Origin of the sequence: Chryseobacterium mulctrae (assembly GCF_006175945.1) — a bacterium.
GTDB lineage: Bacteria > Bacteroidota > Bacteroidia > Flavobacteriales > Weeksellaceae > Chryseobacterium > Chryseobacterium mulctrae.
On sequence record NZ_VAJL01000001.1, the window covers coordinates 3,477,774 to 3,498,721 of the forward strand.

The 20,948-nt window shown below is 36.4% G+C and carries 20 protein-coding genes; 11 read left to right on the top strand and 9 right to left on the bottom strand.

Annotated features, from left to right (window positions below; translation table 11 throughout):
- Nucleotides 1-6 precede the first annotated feature (6 nt).
- The 5 genes from FDY99_RS16040 to FDY99_RS16060 are packed head-to-tail and all read left to right on the top strand — an operon-like array spanning nt 7 to nt 9,834.
- Nucleotides 7-546 carry a phage tail protein gene (locus tag FDY99_RS16040; RefSeq protein WP_139422794.1) on the top strand — a complete coding sequence of 180 codons (540 nt, stop codon included), beginning with the start codon at nt 7-9 and terminating at the stop codon, nt 544-546.
- 35 nt (nt 547-581) lie between these two features.
- Nucleotides 582-1,124: a phage tail protein gene (locus FDY99_RS16045; RefSeq protein WP_139422796.1), complete on the top strand. Its 543-nt coding sequence runs from the start codon at nt 582-584 to the stop codon at nt 1,122-1,124.
- 56 nt (nt 1,125-1,180) lie between these two features.
- Nucleotides 1,181-2,302 (top strand): type 1 periplasmic-binding domain-containing protein, encoded by a 1,122-nt coding sequence (locus FDY99_RS16050; protein ID WP_139422798.1) that lies wholly within the window; start codon nt 1,181-1,183, stop codon nt 2,300-2,302.
- Nucleotides 2,287-3,237, top strand: coding sequence for a formyltransferase family protein (locus FDY99_RS16055; protein WP_139422800.1), 951 nt, complete (start codon nt 2,287-2,289; stop codon nt 3,235-3,237). The genes FDY99_RS16050 and FDY99_RS16055 overlap by 16 nt, the downstream gene beginning before the upstream one ends.
- Before the next feature lie 18 nt (nt 3,238-3,255).
- Nucleotides 3,256-9,834: a T9SS type A sorting domain-containing protein gene (locus FDY99_RS16060; protein WP_139422802.1), complete on the top strand. Its 6,579-nt coding sequence runs from the start codon at nt 3,256-3,258 to the stop codon at nt 9,832-9,834.
- Nucleotides 9,835-10,077: 243 nt separating this feature from the next.
- On the opposite strand, the gene FDY99_RS16065 is transcribed toward FDY99_RS16060, so the two are convergent.
- Nucleotides 10,078-10,461 (bottom strand): hypothetical protein, encoded by a 384-nt coding sequence (locus FDY99_RS16065; RefSeq protein ID WP_139422804.1) that lies wholly within the window; start codon nt 10,459-10,461, stop codon nt 10,078-10,080.
- Nucleotides 10,462-10,652: 191 nt separating this feature from the next.
- Here FDY99_RS16065 and FDY99_RS16070 point away from each other — a divergent pair, with 191 nt between their 5' ends.
- On the top strand, nt 10,653-11,678 hold the full coding sequence (locus FDY99_RS16070) for a L,D-transpeptidase (RefSeq protein WP_139422806.1): 1,026 nt from the start codon (nt 10,653-10,655) through the stop codon (nt 11,676-11,678).
- On the opposite strand, the gene FDY99_RS16075 is transcribed toward FDY99_RS16070, so the two are convergent.
- The 3 genes from FDY99_RS16075 to FDY99_RS16085 form a co-directional block, all read right to left on the bottom strand.
- Nucleotides 11,675-12,199 (bottom strand): hypothetical protein, encoded by a 525-nt coding sequence (locus tag FDY99_RS16075; protein WP_102981463.1) that lies wholly within the window; start codon nt 12,197-12,199, stop codon nt 11,675-11,677. The genes FDY99_RS16070 and FDY99_RS16075 overlap by 4 nt on opposite strands.
- Before the next feature lies 1 nt (nt 12,200).
- Nucleotides 12,201-13,481, bottom strand: coding sequence for a PDZ domain-containing protein (locus FDY99_RS16080; RefSeq protein WP_228448817.1), 1,281 nt, complete (start codon nt 13,479-13,481; stop codon nt 12,201-12,203).
- Nucleotides 13,482-13,623: 142 nt separating this feature from the next.
- Nucleotides 13,624-14,262, bottom strand: a complete 639-nt coding sequence (locus FDY99_RS16085) for an alpha/beta hydrolase (protein WP_139422809.1) — start codon at nt 14,260-14,262, stop codon at nt 13,624-13,626.
- Between the two features lie 220 nt (nt 14,263-14,482).
- On the opposite strand from FDY99_RS16085, the gene FDY99_RS16090 reads away from it, so the two are divergent.
- On the top strand, nt 14,483-14,929 hold the full coding sequence (locus tag FDY99_RS16090; RefSeq protein WP_139422811.1) for a hypothetical protein: 447 nt from the start codon (nt 14,483-14,485) through the stop codon (nt 14,927-14,929).
- A 72-nt stretch (nt 14,930-15,001) separates the two neighbouring features.
- Here the strand turns inward: FDY99_RS16090 and FDY99_RS16095 are convergent, their stop codons facing one another.
- The 3 genes from FDY99_RS16095 to FDY99_RS16105 all read right to left on the bottom strand — a co-directional run bounded on the left by FDY99_RS16095 (nt 15,002) and on the right by FDY99_RS16105 (nt 17,069).
- Nucleotides 15,002-15,511 (bottom strand): hypothetical protein, encoded by a 510-nt coding sequence (locus FDY99_RS16095; RefSeq protein WP_139422813.1) that lies wholly within the window; start codon nt 15,509-15,511, stop codon nt 15,002-15,004.
- Nucleotides 15,512-15,626: 115 nt separating this feature from the next.
- Nucleotides 15,627-16,643, bottom strand: coding sequence for a TQO small subunit DoxD (locus tag FDY99_RS16100; protein WP_228448818.1), 1,017 nt, complete (start codon nt 16,641-16,643; stop codon nt 15,627-15,629).
- Between the two features lie 48 nt (nt 16,644-16,691).
- On the bottom strand, nt 16,692-17,069 hold the full coding sequence (locus FDY99_RS16105; RefSeq protein WP_139422815.1) for a hypothetical protein: 378 nt from the start codon (nt 17,067-17,069) through the stop codon (nt 16,692-16,694).
- A 164-nt stretch (nt 17,070-17,233) separates the two neighbouring features.
- Between FDY99_RS16105 and FDY99_RS16110 the strand changes: the two genes are divergently transcribed.
- Entirely contained in the window at nt 17,234-18,133 is a 900-nt protein-coding gene (locus tag FDY99_RS16110) for an EamA family transporter (RefSeq protein ID WP_139422816.1), read from the top strand.
- A 29-nt stretch (nt 18,134-18,162) separates the two neighbouring features.
- Here the strand turns inward: FDY99_RS16110 and FDY99_RS16115 are convergent, their stop codons facing one another.
- The gene (locus FDY99_RS16115) at nt 18,163-18,519 is read right to left on the bottom strand and encodes a winged helix-turn-helix transcriptional regulator (RefSeq protein ID WP_074232348.1); all 357 of its coding nucleotides are present in this window, start codon (nt 18,517-18,519) and stop codon (nt 18,163-18,165) included.
- A 90-nt stretch (nt 18,520-18,609) separates the two neighbouring features.
- Here FDY99_RS16115 and FDY99_RS16120 point away from each other — a divergent pair, with 90 nt between their 5' ends.
- The 3 genes from FDY99_RS16120 to FDY99_RS16130 all read left to right on the top strand — a co-directional run bounded on the left by FDY99_RS16120 (nt 18,610) and on the right by FDY99_RS16130 (nt 20,097).
- Nucleotides 18,610-19,140, top strand: a complete 531-nt coding sequence (locus tag FDY99_RS16120) for an NAD(P)H-dependent oxidoreductase (protein ID WP_139422818.1) — start codon at nt 18,610-18,612, stop codon at nt 19,138-19,140.
- Nucleotides 19,141-19,219: 79 nt separating this feature from the next.
- Nucleotides 19,220-19,537 (top strand): nucleoside triphosphate pyrophosphohydrolase family protein, encoded by a 318-nt coding sequence (locus FDY99_RS16125; protein WP_139422820.1) that lies wholly within the window; start codon nt 19,220-19,222, stop codon nt 19,535-19,537.
- Complete coding sequence (locus FDY99_RS16130; RefSeq protein WP_139422822.1) at nt 19,537-20,097, top strand: DNA-3-methyladenine glycosylase I; 561 nt, start codon at nt 19,537-19,539, stop codon at nt 20,095-20,097. The genes FDY99_RS16125 and FDY99_RS16130 overlap by 1 nt, the downstream gene beginning before the upstream one ends.
- Before the next feature lie 401 nt (nt 20,098-20,498).
- Here the strand turns inward: FDY99_RS16130 and FDY99_RS16135 are convergent, their stop codons facing one another.
- On the bottom strand, nt 20,499-20,918 hold the full coding sequence (locus tag FDY99_RS16135) for a hypothetical protein (protein ID WP_139422824.1): 420 nt from the start codon (nt 20,916-20,918) through the stop codon (nt 20,499-20,501).
- Between the last annotated feature and the right edge of the window lie 30 nt (nt 20,919-20,948).

A 20,948-nucleotide genomic window follows, 5' to 3' on the forward strand; every position in this document is an offset into this window, starting at 1 on the left:
AATACTATGGAAGGTTATATAGGAGAAATTCGATTGTTTGCGGGAAATTTCGCTCCAAGAGGATGGATGTTTTGCGATGGAACGCTATACAATATATCAACTTATGATGTGCTTTATACAATCTTAGGAACTACTTTTGGAGGTAATGGGCAAACTACATTTGGTGTGCCAGATTTACGTGGCCGTGTTGCTGTAGGGACAGGTCAAGGAGCTGGTTTACAAAATATTACACTGGGTCAGGCAGGAGGTACGGAAACTGTAACAATGACTACTTCACAAATGCCAATGCATACTCATAATGCAATAGCAACGATAGCATTTCCTGCTTCTTCTGAGGCTGGAGATTCAGCTTCGCCTTCGGGAGCTATTTTAGGAGGATTGCAGGGTGCGTATTCTACTCAGCCGGCAGATACAAATATTGCTCCGGCTACAGCTTCGGGAGCTTTATCTACTGTGGGTAGTGGTGTTCCTTTTGAAATTCTACAGCCTGTTTTAGCAGCCAATTACATTATATGCTGTGAAGGAATTTATCCAAGCAGACCATAATTAAGTAAATTTTTAATTCTAAAAAACTAATCATCATGGATGGAACAATGTCAGAAATAAGAATGTTCGCAGGAAATTTTGCTCCAAAATCGTGGGCTTTTTGCCAAGGACAATTATTAGCAATCAATACAAACCAAGCACTTTTTGCACTTTTAGGAACGATGTACGGTGGAAATGGAGTTAGCACATTTGCGTTACCTAATTTTGCAGGTAGAACTGCTATGGGGACTGGAAGTGGAGCAGGAATTGATAGCTGGACACTTGGAGAAGTAGCTGGTACACCAACGGTGACATTACTTACTGCTAATCTACCTATGCACAATCATGGTTCTGGTACAGAAACAGCTTCAATTAGTGCATATTCAGATACCGGAAATTTAGGTTCTCCCACAGATGCTAGACTTGCCTCTGTAACAGGATTATATTCGAACAAGCCTGCAAATACGGCATTAAGATCAATAACAACTGCATTTAATTTAAGCGTTACGGGAGGAAGTCAGCCAATTAGTATTCAGCAACCGTTTTTAGGAATGAATTACATCATTTGTTTAAGCGGAATTTTTCCTTCAAGATCATAATTAATAATACAAAAGCCTCTAATAGTTTGTTCGATTAGAGGCTTTATCTAAAAAATATGAAAATAGCTTTACTTTTACCACGATCTGTTATCTATCCTTCAATGTCTTTTGATATGATGGATGGCTTTAAACAAGCCTTGAAAAATATCGGCTTGGAAGGTCATCACGAAATCGTATCGGCAGGAATAGGGGTTGCAGCAAAACATGAAGAAATTTATGAACGTTGCGAGCAATTTCTTTTAGAAGGCGCAGATATTATTATTGGATACATCAATCCTATTTCGGCGGAGTTTGTTCACTCACTTTTCGAATCTTCAGGCAAAACGTTAATTGTTTTAGACAGTGGATATCATTTTCCTGCTTTTCAAGGAAAGCTTTCCAATGCGTATTTTATATCTCTTCAGGGAGGTTTGTGTACAAGGGTTATCACTCATAAGGCAATTGAAGAAGGGCATAAGAATTTTGCGTTTACATGTTCTTTTTACGATGCGGGCTATCGTCCGTCTTACATCTATCCAGTAGCCGTTGAAGAGAAAGGCGGTGCAATAGGCTTTAATCACGTTACATCTTTGCGCCGTGAAGATTTTACTCTGGCCCCACTTACCGAATATCTTGAGCAGCAAAAAGAAACTGCAGTTCTTGCAACATTTTGTGGCGATATGGCAGACGATTTTTTCAGAGCAGGAAATGATCTTGTGAATAATCATTCGGTATACGGAACAGGTTTCACATCTGATGAGGCTTGGCTTTCAAAAATGTCTTATCCAGGAAGTGATTGGAGCTCAGCAGTAGCTTGGTCTAAAACTTTAAAAATGCCCGAAAATGAAACTTTTGTAAATATAATGAACGGTATTAAAGAAGGTAAAGCCAACCTTTTCTCCTTATTGGGATGGGAAGCTGCTCTTTTTATCGCATTTGAAAACGAAAATTTCGATGGCATTACAATCAATGCGCCACGCGGAAAGGTTTATATGAATCCAGAAAACAGATTTACCGAAGCTCCGGTTTATTATGCAACCGTTTCAAAAGATGAAACTACGGGAAGCTGCCTTCTGAAAGACGTTGAGGTCGCCTCGGTAACAGAATCTGAACGTGAAAGTTTAAATAATAATATTAAATACATTCAAAGTATTGAAGCTAATTCTTGGCTCAATGCTTATGCATGTTTAGAATCATAATGACAGCATCCAAAATAGTAGTTTTATGCAATAATCGTATGGCGATTCCGGCTTTGCAGGCTTTAGCTTCGCAAGGTCGACTTTGTGCTTTAGGAGTGCCGGAAGCAAATACAGATGTCATTGATTTCTGTTCAATGCTTTCAAAACAATCCGGAATACCATTATTAATCATTAAAAAAGAAAATTTTTCTGCTCAGCTAGAAGAATTGATCACTAAAACAAATGCTCAATTTATTTTCACCATGACGTTTCCCTGGAAGATATCTGCAGAAGTTTTAAATAAACATCAGGGTAAATTCTACAATTTTCACTATGGATTATTGCCTGAAATGAGAGGCGCAGATCCTGTTTTTGAATCTATAAGAAGTGGTGCAAAAGAAACTGGGATTACCGTTCATGCCATTGAAAATAAAATTGATAAAGGGGCAATTATTCTGAAAAAGATTTTACCTCTTTCGATAAATATGACACACGGTGTACTTTGTACCAACTTGTCATGGTTGGGAGCAAATTTATTGAGTGAACTTTTAATTTTATTAAAAAATGATTCTAAAGGCACAAAACAAAACGAAGACAATGCTAAATATTTCACAAAACCTGCAGCAGCAGATGTTTGCATTTCTTGGCAAAAGTATGATGCTAAAACTATCGAAGCTTTATCAAGAGCATGCAATCCGTGGAATAAAGGAGCATACACACAATGGAATGGTTGGAATATAAGAGTTGTTGAGGCTACAGTAATTAATGAAGCCTCACATCAATCTGATATTCCCGGAACCATTCTGTCGTTGGACGAAGACAATGGGCTCATTGTAAAATGTAATAATGAAACTCAACTTCGATTAGATATCATCTATACAGATGAAGGATTTATGAGTGGTCACAAACTGTTTGCTTTTGGTATGAAAAAAGGCAGCCGGTTTGTGAATCTTTAACCTAAAAATGAATTAAATATGAAAAATTTTTATTCAAAAATCAAAACGCTGACACAGACGTTCCTTATTGCAGGAGCGTCATTGTTAGGATTTGCGGTCAATGCGCAAACGACCCTTGTAGCAGGAGATATTGCCTTTACTAGCTATGACTCATCGTCTGCGAATACGGCTCAGAATCCTGTTGGAGATAAATTTTCTTTTGTCTTACTTACAAATATTTCGGCAGGAACAATTATTAGTTTTACCGATAGAGGGTATAATGGCTCTGGATGGCAGGGTGTTGGAGGAACAGAATCTTCTGTAACCTGGGTAAGTAGCACGGCAATTGCCATGGGGACAGAAGTGTCTATTGTAGGGCTTACGGCTTCTACTTATAACCCAATAACCAATACATCAACTCCAAATGGTACTGTTACGCTTACTGAAGGTTCATCTGCAAATGGACTTTCATTATCCACAGCAGGAGATCAGATTATTGCATTTCAGGGAGGTAATGGAAGTATTACGGCTGGTGGAGCTTATTGTATTGCGGGAATCAATTACTTTTATCACCCATCAGGAACAAATGCAACTCAATGGAATTTTGGAGGGTCAGGAGGGCCTAATGCATCGTTAATGCCTCCCGGACTAGGAGTAACAAGTGCACTTTATACAGGGACGCTATCAGGAGATATTGTTGCGGTATCAGGAAAATTCAATTGTACTGGAACACCAACGACTACTTCTTCGACGGTGCGTACGGCGGTGATGACGATGGGAAACTGGTCACTTAGCAATGTTACAGGTTCGGCATATTCAGGGTGTCAGTTTATAGGTAGTAATCCGGTAATTACAGGAAACCCGCCCAACAGAACAATTTGCTCTGGTGGAAATACAACATTTTCTATTACAGCAACTGGTGCTACTTCTTATCAATGGCAACAAAATACAGGTAGTGGTTTTGTTGCTTTAGCTAACGGAGCACCGTTTTCGGGAGTTACTACAAGTACGTTAACGATAACAGGAGCAACAGGAACAATGAGTGGATATCAATATCGTTGTGTTGCAACTAATTCTTCAGGTTCGGCAACTTCAAATAGTGCAACATTGACGGTTTCATCTATTTCTGCAACAACCACTAAAACAAACGTGTCATGTAATGGAGGTAACAATGGTACTGCTACGGTGACTGCATCAGGAGGATTTCCTCCTTATACTTATTCTTGGGCACCTTCTGGTGGAACTGCAGCAACAGCGACAGGATTAGGTGTAGGAGTTTATACAGTAACAGTTACTGATTTCCTTGGATGTTTTACTACAGCAACAGCTACGATAACTCAGCCAACCGCAATTTCAGGCACAACAGTAGTTACAAATATTGCATGTAACGGAGGTTCTACTGGAGCTATTAACTTAACTCCAACCGGAGGAGCAGCACCTTATACTTTCAACTGGGGAGGAGGAATCACAACAGAAGACCGTACAGGTTTAGCAGCTGGAACGTATACAGTAACCATTACTGATGCAAACGGATGTACAGGAACAGTAAGTGCTACTGTAACTCAGCCAACAGCAATGAGTGCAACAACTTCTCAAACGAACATTTCATGTAACGGAGGAACTAACGGAACAGCAAGTATTGTTGTAACAGGAGGAACCGCACCTTATACTTATTCATGGTCACCGAGCGGAGGAACTGCAGCAACAGCTTCAGGATTATCAGCAGGAGCTTATACAGTAACAGTAACGGATGCTAATGCATGTACCATTACGAGAACGGTAACCATCACTCAACCTACAGCAATTTCAGGAACAACAGTAGTTACAAATATTGCATGTAACGGAGGTTCTACAGGAGCTATTAACTTAACTCCAACAGGAGGAGCAGCACCTTATACTTTCAACTGGGGAGGAGGAATCACTACAGAAGACCGTACAGGTTTATCAGCTGGAACGTATACAGTAACCATTACTGATGCAAACGGATGTACTGGAACAGTTAGTGCTACTGTAACTCAGCCAACAGCAATGAGTGCAACAACTTCTCAAACGAATATTTCATGTAACGGAGGAACTAACGGAACAGCAAGTATTGTTGTAACAGGAGGAACCGCACCTTATACTTATTCATGGTCACCGAGCGGAGGAACTGCAGCAACAGCTTCAGGATTATCAGCAGGAGCTTATACAGTAACAGTAACGGATGCTAATGCATGTACCATTACGAGAACGGTAACCATCACTCAACCTACAGCAATTTCAGGCACAACAGTAGTTACAAATATTGCATGTAACGGAGGTTCTACAGGAGCTATTAACTTAACTCCAACCGGAGGAGCAGCACCTTATACTTTCAACTGGGGAGGAGGAATCACTACAGAAGACCGTACAGGTTTATCAGCTGGAACGTATACAGTAACCATTACTGATGCAAACGGATGTACTGGAACAGTTAGTGCTACTGTAACTCAGCCAACAGCAATGAGTGCAACAACTTCTCAAACGAATATTTCATGTAACGGAGGAACTAACGGAACAGCAAGTATTGTTGTAACAGGAGGAACCGCACCTTACACTTATTCATGGTCACCGAGCGGAGGAACTGCAGCAACAGCTTCAGGATTATCAGCAGGAACTTACACAGTAACAGTAACGGATGCCAATGCATGTACAATTACGAGAACGGTAACAATCACTCAGCCAACAGCAATGAGTGCAACAACTTCTCAAACGAATATTTCATGTAACGGAGGAACTAACGGAACAGCAAGTATTGTTGTAACAGGAGGAACAGCACCTTACACTTATTCATGGTCACCAACAGGAGGAACTGCAGCAACAGCTTCAGGTTTAGCCGCAGGAACTTACACAGTAACAGTAACGGATGCCAATGCATGTACAATTACGAGAACGGTAACCATCACTCAGCCTACAGCAATGAGTGCAACGACTTCTCAAACAAATATTTCTTGTAACGGAGGAACTAACGGAACAGCAAGTATTGTTGTAACGGGAGGGACCGCACCTTATACTTATTCATGGTCACCAAGCGGTGGAACTGCAGCAACAGCAACAGGATTATCAGCGGGAACTTATACAGTAACAGTAACGGATGCAAATGCATGTACAGTTACGAGAACGGTAACCATCACTCAGCCAACAGCAATGAGTGCAACGACTTCTCAAACGAATATTTCATGTAACGGAGGAACTAACGGAACAGCAAGTATTGTTGTAACGGGAGGAACAGCACCTTACACTTATTCATGGTCACCGAGCGGTGGAACTGCAGCAACAGCTTCAGGATTAGCCGCAGGAACTTACACAGTAACAGTAACGGATGCCAATGCATGTACAATTACGAGAACGGTAACCATCACTCAGCCAACAGCAATGAGTGCAACAACTTCTCAAACAAACATTTCATGTAACGGAGGATCTAACGGAACAGCAAGTATTGTTGTAACGGGAGGAACAGCACCTTACACTTACTCATGGTCACCGAGCGGTGGAACTGCAGCAACAGCTTCAGGATTAGCCGCAGGAACTTACACGGTAACAGTGACAGATGCTAATGCATGTACAATTACAAGAACAGTAACAATTACTCAACCTGCATCAGCAGTTTCAGGAACAACGGTTGTTACAAACATTGCATGTAACGGAGGTTCTACAGGAGCTATTAACTTAACTCCAACCGGAGGAGCAGCACCTTATACTTTCAACTGGGGAGGAGGAATCACAACAGAAGACCGTACAGGTTTAGCAGCTGGAACGTATACAGTAACCATTACTGATGCAAACGGATGTACAGGAACAGTAAGTGCTACTGTAACTCAGCCAACAGCAATGAGTGCAACAACTTCTCAAACGAACATTTCATGTAACGGAGGAACTAACGGAACAGCAAGTATTGTTGTAACAGGAGGAACCGCACCTTATACTTATTCATGGTCACCGAGCGGAGGAACTGCAGCAACAGCTTCAGGATTATCAGCAGGAGCTTATACAGTAACAGTAACGGATGCTAATGCATGTACCATTACGAGAACGGTAACCATCACTCAACCTACAGCAATTTCAGGAACAACAGTAGTTACAAATATTGCATGTAACGGAGGTTCTACAGGAGCTATTAACTTAACTCCAACAGGAGGAGCAGCACCTTATACTTTCAACTGGGGAGGAGGAATCACTACAGAAGACCGTACAGGTTTATCAGCTGGAACGTATACAGTAACCATTACTGATGCAAACGGATGTACTGGAACAGTTAGTGCTACTGTAACTCAGCCAACAGCAATGAGTGCAACAACTTCTCAAACGAATATTTCATGTAACGGAGGAACTAACGGAACAGCAAGTATTGTTGTAACAGGAGGAACCGCACCTTATACTTATTCATGGTCACCGAGCGGAGGAACTGCAGCAACAGCTTCAGGATTATCAGCAGGAGCTTATACAGTAACAGTAACGGATGCTAATGCATGTACCATTACGAGAACGGTAACCATCACTCAACCTACAGCAATTTCAGGCACAACAGTAGTTACAAATATTGCATGTAACGGAGGTTCTACAGGAGCTATTAACTTAACTCCAACCGGAGGAGCAGCACCTTATACTTTCAACTGGGGAGGAGGAATCACTACAGAAGACCGTACAGGTTTATCAGCTGGAACGTATACAGTAACCATTACTGATGCAAACGGATGTACTGGAACAGTTAGTGCTACTGTAACTCAGCCAACAGCAATGAGTGCAACAACTTCTCAAACGAATATTTCATGTAACGGAGGAACTAACGGAACAGCAAGTATTGTTGTAACAGGAGGAACCGCACCTTACACTTATTCATGGTCACCGAGCGGAGGAACTGCAGCAACAGCTTCAGGATTATCAGCAGGAACTTACACAGTAACAGTAACGGATGCCAATGCATGTACAATTACGAGAACGGTAACAATCACTCAGCCAACAGCAATGAGTGCAACAACTTCTCAAACGAATATTTCATGTAACGGAGGAACTAACGGAACAGCAAGTATTGTTGTAACAGGAGGAACAGCACCTTACACTTATTCATGGTCACCAACAGGAGGAACTGCAGCAACAGCTTCAGGTTTAGCCGCAGGAACTTACACAGTAACAGTAACGGATGCCAATGCATGTACAATTACGAGAACGGTAACCATCACTCAGCCTACAGCAATGAGTGCAACGACTTCTCAAACAAATATTTCTTGTAACGGAGGAACTAACGGAACAGCAAGTATTGTTGTAACGGGAGGAACCGCACCTTATACTTATTCATGGTCACCAAGCGGTGGAACTGCAGCAACAGCTTCAGGATTAGCCGCAGGAACTTACACAGTAACAGTAACGGATGCCAATGCATGTACAATTACGAGAACGGTAACCATCACTCAGCCAACAGCAATGAGTGCAACAACTTCTCAAACAAACATTTCATGTAACGGAGGAACTAACGGAACAGCAAGTATTGTTGTAACGGGAGGAACAGCACCTTACACTTATTCATGGTCACCGAGCGGTGGAACTGCAGCAACAGCTTCAGGATTAGCCGCAGGAACTTACACAGTAACAGTAACGGATGCCAATGCATGTACAATTACGAGAACGGTAACCATCACTCAGCCAACAGCAATGAGTGCAACAACTTCTCAAACAAACATTTCATGTAACGGAGGATCTAACGGAACAGCAAGTATTGTTGTAACGGGAGGAACAGCACCTTACACTTACTCATGGTCACCGAGCGGTGGAACTGCAGCAACAGCTTCAGGATTAGCCGCAGGAACTTACACGGTAACAGTGACAGATGCTAATGCATGTACAATTACAAGAACAGTAACAATTACTCAACCTGCATCAGCAGTTTCAGGAACAACGGTTGTTACAAACATTGCATGTAACGGAGGTTCTACAGGAGCTATTAACTTAACTCCAACCGGAGGAACAGCACCTTATACTTTCAACTGGGGAGGAGGAATTACTACAGAAGACCGTACAGGTTTAGCTGCAGGAACTTACACAGTAACAATTACTGATGCAAACGGATGTACAGGAACAGTAAGTGCGACAGTAACTCAATCAAGTGCAGTAGCAGCTCCTACTGGAGCGGCAGTACAAAGCTTTAATTTAGGAAATACTTTAAGTGCTTTAGTAGTTACCGGGCAGAATATCAAATGGTATGCTTCTGCTACAGATGCGGCAAATCATACGGGAAGTTTACCAATCACCACAGTGATTGTAAATAACACAACGTATTATGCAACCCAAACAGTGGGAGTTTGTGAGTCTACAGCTTCATTGGCTGTTCTTGCTTACAATGCGAGTTTAAGTGTAGGTAACGCTATCAAACCAAACTCAGATATGCAAATTTATCCTAATCCGGTAATAGATATCCTTAACATAAGTGGAGAGGAGAAAATTATAAAATTAGCGATTTATGCAGCTGACGGTAGAAAAGTTACCGAGAAAACATTATCTAAAAATGAAAGAAGCATTAATGTTCATTCATTAGTTCAGGGAGTTTACTTGATTCAGGTATTCACTAAAGATGATGTAAAAACATTTAAGTTTATAAAAAGATAAAATACTTAGGTATTAATCAATCATAACTTAATGATCAGCCAGTAGCAATTTATTGCTGCTGGCTTTTTTATTGTCTAAAAGATGGGGAAAATTATAATAATCCTTCCAAAACTATTTTCTAAAAAGTGCTTTTTTAAACATGAAAATCATTTGAATGCCCTCTAAAATTTTGTCGATTAATCACAAAAAAAAACATCACCATCTTTTGATAGTAATGTTTGATTTTGGTAAAGTAAAGAATGGTTATTTAGACGATTTATCTTTTACAGTTGCCTTTATTTTTCCGCTGTTATTGATGATTTTAATTTTAAATAAATTCTGTTGAGACGAATTGTTTACGATGTATAACTCATTTGTAAAATTGATTTTTGTTACTACAGAATCGTTTTTGGGAAGTACTTTTGTTTGATTTTTATAGGTAATATATTTTAAATCTTCTGTTTTCGAAGTGTTATATAAAACCACGTTTAAATTTTCTTTTGATGAATTTTTAATCTGAAGTTGCTTCTGTGAAGGGATTGTCCATTGATTTCTGTAAATATGTCTTCCTCTGGAAATTTGAAAAGATGAAAGAATTAGAATTAAAGCAAAAGCTACAGTAAGCGAATAAATCGTTGTTTTTTTCATTGTTTTAAAAATATTTATATTTTAATAATTCAAATAGTGATGAATTATTAGCAAATATATAATTTATTGTCTAAATGAAAAATGATTTTTGTAAATTTAATCAAGACTTGTAGAATTAAAAGTCCTGGGTTTTTATAATTTAGGTCTGATATTTGTAAGTCTATACCAGACTGAGATGAATCATTATATTTATGAAAAACCTAACTTTGAAAAAATCAATATTTTACACTTTATTTTTTGCATTATGTCTTACTTCCTGTAAAAAAGAAGAGGCTGTAGATCAAAATCAGCAACAGACTTCTACCTCAGAAGAAATTGCAAAAAATACCGCCAATCCTGATTCTATCAAAACAAAACCGGTAGAAGAATCTGCGCCGCCAATGATGCAGGAGAACGGATTTTATAATGCTTTTGCAATCCCAAAAGATAAAAAACTGAGAGATTCTCTGTATGCGATTTTTAGTAAAAAATATACAGAAAGAGAACGATATGCAATTTTAGCATTAAACAGATTAGATTCCAAAAGCAAATGGAATTCTGATACATTGGTGGTTCCTGCAAAAATAGACACCACTTTAATGGCATATTCACCTTTCCCAATGCAGCTTGATGTATTGAGCGATGTGAAAAAGTTTGTCATATTTTCATATCCTATTCAGGCTTACGGAGTATATTCAAACGGAGCTTTGGTAAAATGGGGACCAACAAGTATGGGAAAAAAAGCAGCTCAGACCGACAGAGGTTTGATGTTTGCAAATTGGAAAAAGAAGCTCGCAATTTCCACGGTAAAAAGCGAATGGAAACTTCCTTATAATTTTAATATTCACAATACCCACGGAATAGGATGGCATCAGTATGACCTTCCAGGTTATCCTGCGTCTCACTCTTGTTTGCGATTGTTGATGAAAGATGCGATTTGGTTATACAATTATGCAGATACATGGATTTTAAATCCGGGTGGGGCAACCACAAAAGCGAAAGGTACACCGGTAATGGTTTTCGGAGATTACGGATGGGGAAAAAGAAAGCCCTGGAGAAATCTTCTGAATGATCCTAATGCCAATAATATTTCAGTTGAAGAAATGACCAAATTGATTCAGCCTAATGTTGAAAAAATGGTTTTTGAGCAAACCAATCGTGAGAAAATATCAGATTCTATAAAAGCAGCAAAAGCTTCACAAGCAGCTCTTCAGGAAACTGAAACTTCAGAAAACTAAACTATTTTTTCGAATTTTAAAGTAGATTCCTCCGCAAATTTGCGGAGTTTTTTCATTTCCTCCTTAGCTTTTATTTGTCCGAATCTTGCTGCTGTGTAGGTGATAGCAATTAAAATGAGCATTAAAAATGAAGCGTGTAAAGCCCACGGATATTCGTGGCTGTTGATTTGGTTTTCTACATAATACATGGTGAAAAAAGTCATCCACGAAATGGTAAACAAGAAGTAGAGAAACATAAAAAATGTCCACACGGCGGAACTTGGTCCGAAAACTCCTCTTATAACCGTAATTTCTTCATCAAGTTCGGTTCTGAGTGCTAAACAAGGTTTCCAGTAATTATCGTCTTTCGTTAAAACAGAAATGGTCGCAACTTCTGTGTTTACATTACCGGTAAATTCGTCTTTATGCTCAACTAAATATTTTTTCAGATTTTCGGCATACGTTTCTTTGCTGAGATGCGTATACATTTTAAATCTCGGGCGGGTTCTTATTTTATCTAAAGTGGTTTCTTTTGTTTCCATATTATTCTTGATAGGGAATGGGGTCTTCTAAGTTAAACGAAAATTTCAGTTCTTGACCCTTTCTGTTTACAGTCATATTGATTGTCTTTCCTTCTTCAGATTTCATCATTTCCATGATTTTGTTTAGCGTCATCTCTGAAGTTTTCTTTCCGTTGATGGTGATTAAAGTATCATCTTTTTTAAGCCCTGCTTTATATGACGGAGAATCTTTTCGTACACCAGCAAGCGAAAAGATAGGTTTTAAAACAAATTTGTATTGTAAATTACTGTTGAAAGCTTGAATTTCTCCTGTTGTTGATTTTTCATTTTGAGTTTTAACCGTTAAATAATCTTTTTCCCATTGAAGGCCATCTTGCTTAAAATCGAGCCCGCTCATATTAAAATGAAAGGGATCATCATAATTTTTATTTTTTCTAAGATATAGTTTTCCGTTCGGATAATCAAAAGCTACCGTAAATCGACGCATAATTTCTCCTCCAACAGAGCCTTTTCTTTCTTGTACTAAATTAAGATGCTGAATAGAAAATTCATCCGGCATTGCGGTTAAAGGTTTTTCAAATTTAAAATCTCCTAAAAAGAACCCATGTATTCTACTTCTTTTACCATAAATATCACCATTAAAACCTCTGCCTAAAAAATCATCAATATTGGGTCTGTTGTAGACAAAATCTTTTATCAGAGTAGGGAACAACCAGATTGCATCGCTATTGCCAATGTCGATAAGTAATTTTGAAGCTTTTTTATTGTTAATCATTTCTACATCAGCAGAAATGTAAGGCTTGCTTTTCTCAATAGAAATTGTGAAATCATCAAATTTTTTAATCTTCTTTTCAAAAAGAGCACGGTCTTTATAAACAGTAATTTTTTTTGATATATAATCTATAATAATAGGATAGTCTTTAAAGAAATGATATCCTATAAATCCGTTCACAGGAATTCCGATGTGTGAAGAAATATTGAATTCCTCATCCTGAATAATGTAAACCATCAGAGAATCGTTGATAAAGTTTTTTACGATTTTTCCGGTATTAAGGTCAGATTTAAATCCTTCAATACTTCTGTTGCCACCAAGCCCGGAAAATTTCATTTTTTCCATCGCGCTTAGCTTTATTTCTTTGTCTTCAAGACTGAAAATAGTATTTTCCGTTACTCCGGTATCAAGTAAAAAAGTGAGTTCTTCACCATTAATGTTAATAGGAATGAAGATTAAATTATTAATCAGCTTAAACGGAATCACTATTTTATTTACATTTTTAATCTCAAAATTATTTTGGGCATTCATAAAAATGCTTAAAAGTAAAATTGATATTAAAATCCTATATTTCATTTATTGAAATTAGTGAATTATATCATATGTTACAAAAAAAACATTCATGAGTATGAATGTTTAATATTTTATAAATCGGCAGTGATTTTTTAATGTATTATTTTGAAAAAAATTCCATCAGATCAATATAATTTTTTTGGTTGACACCATGACCGCTCATATATTCTCTGAATGTGAAATAGCAACTCAAATCATACAGAAGATCTGCGGCTTTTCTTCCCCATTCCATAGGAATAATTGCGTCGTCCGTACCATGAGAAACAAAGAAACGTAGATTTTCTAATTTCTTTTTATCTTTCACAATATCAGTAAGCAGTTTTTCTTCAGGATAACTACTTAAACAGGCAACATAATTAAAAAGCTCAGGGTATTTTAAAGCTAAACTGTAACACAGAATTCCACCTTGGCTGAATCCGCAAAGATGCGTTTTATTTCTAGTAAGGCCATATTTGTTGGTAATTGCCATGATATTTTGCAGAACACTTTCAAGAACCTCTTTTGCCTGATCGATATCTATAAATTGTTCAGGATTGTTGAAGTCGATATCAAACCAAGAATATCCTTCAAACTGAGTAGGTTTTGGAGCTCTGAAACTCACAATAATCCAATCTGCCGGAAGGCTTTCTCTGAAACTGAAAAGATCTTGCTCATTGCTGCCATAACCGTGAAGCATGAAAAGAATGGGGGTAATTGAACTAATATTTTCGGGTTCTCTTACGATATAATCTAAATTCATTTAGCAAAGATAATAATATTGAGATTTCTATTTAATAATTTTAATACGAAATGCTTTGGTCAATAATAAAATATCAAAAGAATTTATATCATAGAAAGCATATTGAGTCTTTTATTGATTTGATATTATTTGGAAATCTTTGTTGGAAAATTTTCATAAAAGTTATTTTTATATTGATAAAAATCCTATATTTGAAACATTAAAAAATCTATTTGGAGAAATGAAGCAATTTTACAAATCAAAAAATTTACTTAGACTTTCATTTTTAGCAGTGATATTACTTTCAGTAGCTTCTGTTTTTAATTCATGTAAAGATGATGACGACGAAAACGAGTTTCAAGATCACTTGGTACAGTTTGAAGCAAAAATAGTTAACGGTGGTACAGCTCCTACTCCTCCTGTAAGTACCTTCAAAACGATTATTACTCAGGTAGGAACAAAACAGGAACAATTGTTTGATTCTCCTGGTTTACTTTGGACAAGCGGTGAGTTTTTTGTAAATTCTAGCCAGTCTCAATTAAATTTTGCAGCAAATGCTAATCTTTTGAATGCTGATTCTAAACTTATTGTAACAATCTATATCGATGGTGAAGTTGCAGAAACAGATACAGTACAAGGTAGCGGAACTAAAGACGTTGCTGTAGCACACAGTTTCCTAGAATTATAATTAATATAAATTTATTATAAAAAAACACCTCTGAATTTCAGAGGTGTTTTTTTAGCTGTAATAATTGAAAAATTATCTCAAACTTCTTACACTTACCTCAGGTTTTTCACCCTGTGGAACAATAAAAATAGCATCATCATTAATTGTATCTCCTGTATCAAAATAATAACTTCCGATGACAGGCAAGATGTTGGTAACAAACTTTCCAGATTTGTCGTAAGCAGAATACGAAACATTAATCATCTGAGTTTTCATTTTTAGCTGAATCTTTTTCGATGTTAGTTTTGCTCCTGTAGCATTTACACAATCGAGCTCCACAATGCCGGTGTCCATTACAATTTGCGGGTAAGAGGTAAGTCTGATATTGTAAGATTTATCTGACGTATTTTTTACCGAAGCCGATACTTTGTAGCGGTCGAAGTTTTTTCCACCAACTTGTATGCTTTCTTTATTAAGGATGTTGAAGCTTACTTTCATTCCGTTGACATCTGCAGTTTCGCCGTCGGATATTTTCTGGGCTTTTACAAAGTTCCCGAAACTTAAGAATGTAAGTACAATAAGGAGAAGAATTGAATTTTTCATGAGATGATTTTGAATTTATTAGTAATATAAATTTACAAAATAAAAAGATTGTCTTTATATTAATATTTTATGATATTCAAAATATGGATGAATATCATAAAATATTAAGGTGAAATTATTTGATTTTCGCAATCCATTCTGCGCCACTGATATCCGTTAATTTTATCACTGAAATTTTTTCGGATGAAGAAGAATTATCTTTCAAATCAATCGTTAAATCAGCTTTTGAACCTAAAGGAATAATTAAACTGTGCTTTCCGGGCTTTACTTTCGCCACATAATGATTGTGAATTTTTTCTTTGGAAAATTTTGAAAGTTCACCTCCATTTATTGATTGGACTACTTCTCCTTTTTCATTTAATAAATCGATTCCGATGAGAAAGGAGCCATAAACATCAACACCTTCAGTTCTGTAAACTTCAAATTTAACCTGTGACGGATTGATTTTTATATTGGAAATTTCAACCTTTGGTTTCACCGATTTATTATGCAGAGTTCCAAAAACACCACCATGAAAATATTGATTGGTGTATAAAGTCAATCCAAAAATAAGCAGTGAACCTACAAGTACAAAACGTTTTGGGTTTCTAATCGGTAAAATCCCAGAACCTAAATAATGAAACCATTTTTTCTGAGTAAAACGGTATTCTTTATTTTTAAAATACTGGTCTAAAGAATAAGTTCCGCTGCCTGTAAGAAACAGGGTAAAACCGCAAGCGATTCCTAAAACGCCTATTTGCCATTCGTCTAAACAGGTCGTTCCTATCCATCCGGAACCCAATAAAATTCCCATTGCCAAAGCAAAAACTCCTGCAGCCATCAATCTTGTGAACAGTCCCAAAATAATAAATAATCCTACAATAGCTTCAATGATGGTAAAGCTGACCATCGAGGTTTGCAACGCATCGGGATGAGTAACCAGATATTTGATAATGGGTTTTATTCCTAAAGCATTAGGTAAAAAATGATTGAATTTTTCGCCGATATATCCGGCTTCATCGGGAATAAGTTTGTTTTCGAGAATAAGTCTGCGCCAGAAAGCTGAAAAGTAGGTCCAGCCAATTACAAGGCGGATTGATAATGTATATAAACCAGCCATATCAGTAGGCTGATTGGTCATATTTTTTGTCATTAAAGTTTATTTTAAAAATTGATTGTGAAAAATGATTTAGAAATGATCCTAAGCCATATCCAGTTTCAATCTTTTAAATAATATATACTTTGGAGGACTGTTTCCTGAAGTGTTTCCGGAATATTTTTTTTTTGAAAAAGCTGGCTTTTCGAAATTTAAATTGACCGATTGTAAAAAATCTGAAAATGCAATTCCTTTAAATTTAAAATCAGATTTTGAAACGGAAACTTTCGAAGAAGAATTAAAACTCTCACAAGCAGAAAACGATGGCGCCGTTGTTTTTACTTTGTTGAGAGTACCGATGTGATGAATGTCAAAAACCTCTAATACCTCTCTCTTTAATGAACAGGGAGATAACGAAAACACCACAACAAGCAACATTACAACTGCTTTGTATATCTTTATATGGAGTTTTATATTTGACATTCGTACAAAACTACGGTTTTCAAAATTAAAGTGCTACAAATATTTCCATTATACATGAATTTAATAGTAAATAAATATTTTAAAACATCATATAAACATTAATCTCAGCTTCCTTATTCTTATCTTTGTCTCTCTTTAAAGCAATAAAAATACCTTTACTTCAATTGAAGAATCTCAAATATTACTTAGCCGCCATCTTTGCTTTCGCAACCTGGGGAACATTCAGTATGGTCTTAAGACCGCTGCATTCGTATGCTTCTTTAGACATCCTTTTTTACAGAGTTTTCAGCTGTGCATTGATTATGTCTGTGGTAACGGTACTTTTCAGAAGAATGAAGCTTAAAGAAAATTTAAAATATTTTAAAAGTATTTCAAAGAACAGTAAATATAGAATAGTAGGTTTAAATGTTTTAAGCAGTATTTTACTTACCGGAAATTGGTTTTCATTTATTTATGTGATGAATCATATCAGTGTGAGAGCAACGTCTGTTGCGTATCTTGTATGTCCGATAATTACAACGATTCTTGCGTTTTTTATTCTTCGTGAAAAACTTACAAAATTGCAGTGGATTTCGGTAGTTTTAAGTGGAGTAGGATGTATTTTGCTCTCGTATTCTAATCTTATTGATATGGTTTACAGTAGTTTAATTGGTTCTACTTATGCATGTTATCTAATTATTCAGAGTGTAAATTCTAAGTTTGATAAGTTTCTGATCCTTAATTTCCACATGATTTTGGCTGCACTGATTTTATTGCCTTTTTTTCCGTCGTATTCAGGAAAGGTTCCTACAGAATTTAAATTCTATTTCTATATTGAAATCATTGCAGTAATGTACACCATTGTTCCATTATTGCTGAATTTATATGCATTATCAGGAATTGCCTCATCAAAAGTCGGAATGATCCTCAATATCAATCCTATTATTGCCTTTGTTTTAGCAGGAGCGGTTTATCACGAGGCTCTTGGAGGGTTGCAGATTCTATCTTATGCGATCATATTTTTAGCCGTTATTATTTTTAATGCAAAAGAAATTTTTCGTTTAAAGCCGGAACGAGAAGTTTAAAACTTCTATAAAGGTTTTAAGTTTAAAATTTAAATACTTTGCTTGTGCATAATTCCCCATTTTTCTAATTCTTCGATAACGGGTTTTAGCTGATAACCAATTTCTGTTAATTCATATTCCACTCTTGGCGGAACTTCTGCATAAACGGTTCTTGTGATAATTTTATCTTCTTCCAATCTTCGAAGCTGAAGCGTAAGCATACGTTCAGTAATATTTCCGAGGATCTTTCTAAGTTCTCCGAATCTCAGTTTTCCGTTGATCAGATAACAGCAGATGGCAAGTGACCATTGTCCGCCAATTAATTTTGAGGCATAAAGCTCCGGACATTCATCGATGAGCGCTTTTTTATTCGCAAAATTGGTTGAAGTTTCCTTTATTTTAGTCATTACTTACATTTTTTATAGTACCATACAATGGGTTGCTAATGTACAAAATGTAAGTTACACCTATTATTTTTGTAAAAGAAATTTAAAAATATGAAAACATTAGTAATCGTTACTCACCCAAAAATGGAAGAGTCGTTGATCAATAAAAGATGGGTGGAAGAATTGAAGAAGTTTCCCGAAAAATATACCGTTCATCAATTGTACGAAAATTATTCTGATGAAAATATCGATGTTAAAAAAGAACAGGAATTGATTGAAGCTTATGATAAAATTATTTTTCAGTTTCCGTTTTATTGGTTTAGCAGTCCGCCTTTATTAAAAAAATGGCTGGATGAAGTTCTTTTGCACGGTTGGGCTTATGGAAGTAAAAGCGGATTTAAAGTAGGCGGAAAAAAGATCGCTTTGGCAATTTCAACAGGAATTGATGATGAAGGCTTTAGTGCTTCCGGAAAATATAAATACACGATGGCAGAATTAACAAGACCTTTTGAACTGAGCTTTGAATATGTAAAAGCAGATTACCAAGATCCCTTTGTTTATTATGGATTGGAACATGATCCTTCTCTCGAATGGATAGAAAAAAGTGTTCCCCAATATCTTGATTTTATAGATCATCTGTAAAATATTTCTCGAAATAAATGGTGCTGCTGACAGACACTTGTCAGCAGTTTACATTACCTTTACTTTCCAAAATAAAATGATGGATCAAAATAATTTAGATAAAATCATAGAACGTTCTTTAGAAATCAGAAAAAAATATCACGAGTTGGAAGTTCAGCAAAATGGTAGTGAATGGACATTGGAGCAAGATGCTTTGGCATATCTTACCGATGCCGGATTGGTGGGTAGAAATGTGATGTCACAAGAAAAAACCTGGTCAAAACAGAATTCTGCGACCGAACTTGAGCATAAATTAGGTGAAAACATCTGGTGGCTCATTGTTTTGGCAGACCGCACCGGAATTGATATTAAAGAAGCGTTAGATCAATTTTTAACCAAAACAGAAAGACTATTCTAATGAGTTATTGTTCAGCAGTCGAAAGAATGCAGCCCGAAAGCAGAAAAGAGTTGCACAAAAAATATCACGACAATCATTACGGATTTCCGATTCATGATGATAATGAATTGTTTGGAAGGTTAATCATGGAAATCAATCAGGCAGGATTGAGCTGGGAAACTATTTTAAAAAAAGAAGAAGGTTTCAGAAAAGCTTACGATGATTTTAATATCGAAAAAGTTGCCGCTTACGGTGAAGAAGAGCGTGAAAGGTTATTAAGTGATCCCGGAATTATCAGAAATAAATTGAAAGTAAACGCTGCCATTGAAAATGCAAAAACGATCATAGAGCTTCAAAAAGAATTCGGGTCTTTTGAAAAATGGCTGGAACATCATCATCCCAAAACTTTACAAGAATGGATGAAATTGTTCAAAAAAACTTTCAAATTTACAGGTGGCGAAATCGTGAATGAGTTTTTAATGAGCATTGGTTTTCTACAAGGTGCGCACGCAGAAGATTGCATTGTGAATGAGGCGATCTTTAAGCATGATCCGATGTGGAGGAAAGGGTCGGTTGTATAGTTAAAGGGTTTGTTAGAAGTTGGAATTATTCTTTTTTATTTTTAATTACGAAGACAATAAGTAACTGGATAATTTTCAAATAAATAAATCTTAATAATAAAACACACAATGCTAATTTTAGTATATTCCACAAAGAACTAATATTTAGATATCCTAGAATTCTGATAGAAATAAAAGCAGGTATTAGAAATGCTGAAAGCTTTATAAGGTACATCATCAAATAGTATAAAAATGACTTATTTCCAATTTGAGAATGACTTAAAGATGTTCGAATTTCATTTAAAGTCTCTACACCACTAATTTTACCCATTGTAATTACATAATTTGAACGCATATTAAAAAAATTAGTTAATAAATATTATTTTGAAGATCTCTTTTTTTTGTAAAGTTTTACATTTTAATCAATATCCATAACCAACATAGTCAATTCCCTTCTCTTTAAAAAATGCTTTATAATTTTCTACTTCCTCATTCACTGTTTCCAAATTTTTCAGCAGACTTTCTTTTTCAAAAAGCCATGTTTTGTTATTGTTCAGATTTGTCCATTCTATATACTGTTGATTGATATGTTTTACTTGAATTCCTCTTTTCCATCCACTACATTCAGGAATTCCGCAACAACAAGAAAATATTTCAAAATCGCCTTCAGCATCTAAACTATCGAGAAATTCAGAAATGTTTATAATATCACTGTTTGCGTAAGGTTTTCCTTCGCTGTTAAATCTAATTTCAAGATCTCCCTGCATCCAAATTCTACCTTTTCCCATTTGACAGGCGGTGACTACCAATTCTAAATAAAAATTATCGAGCTGTGGATTCATTAGTATGTTAAAAGTTTAGTTGCTAAAATA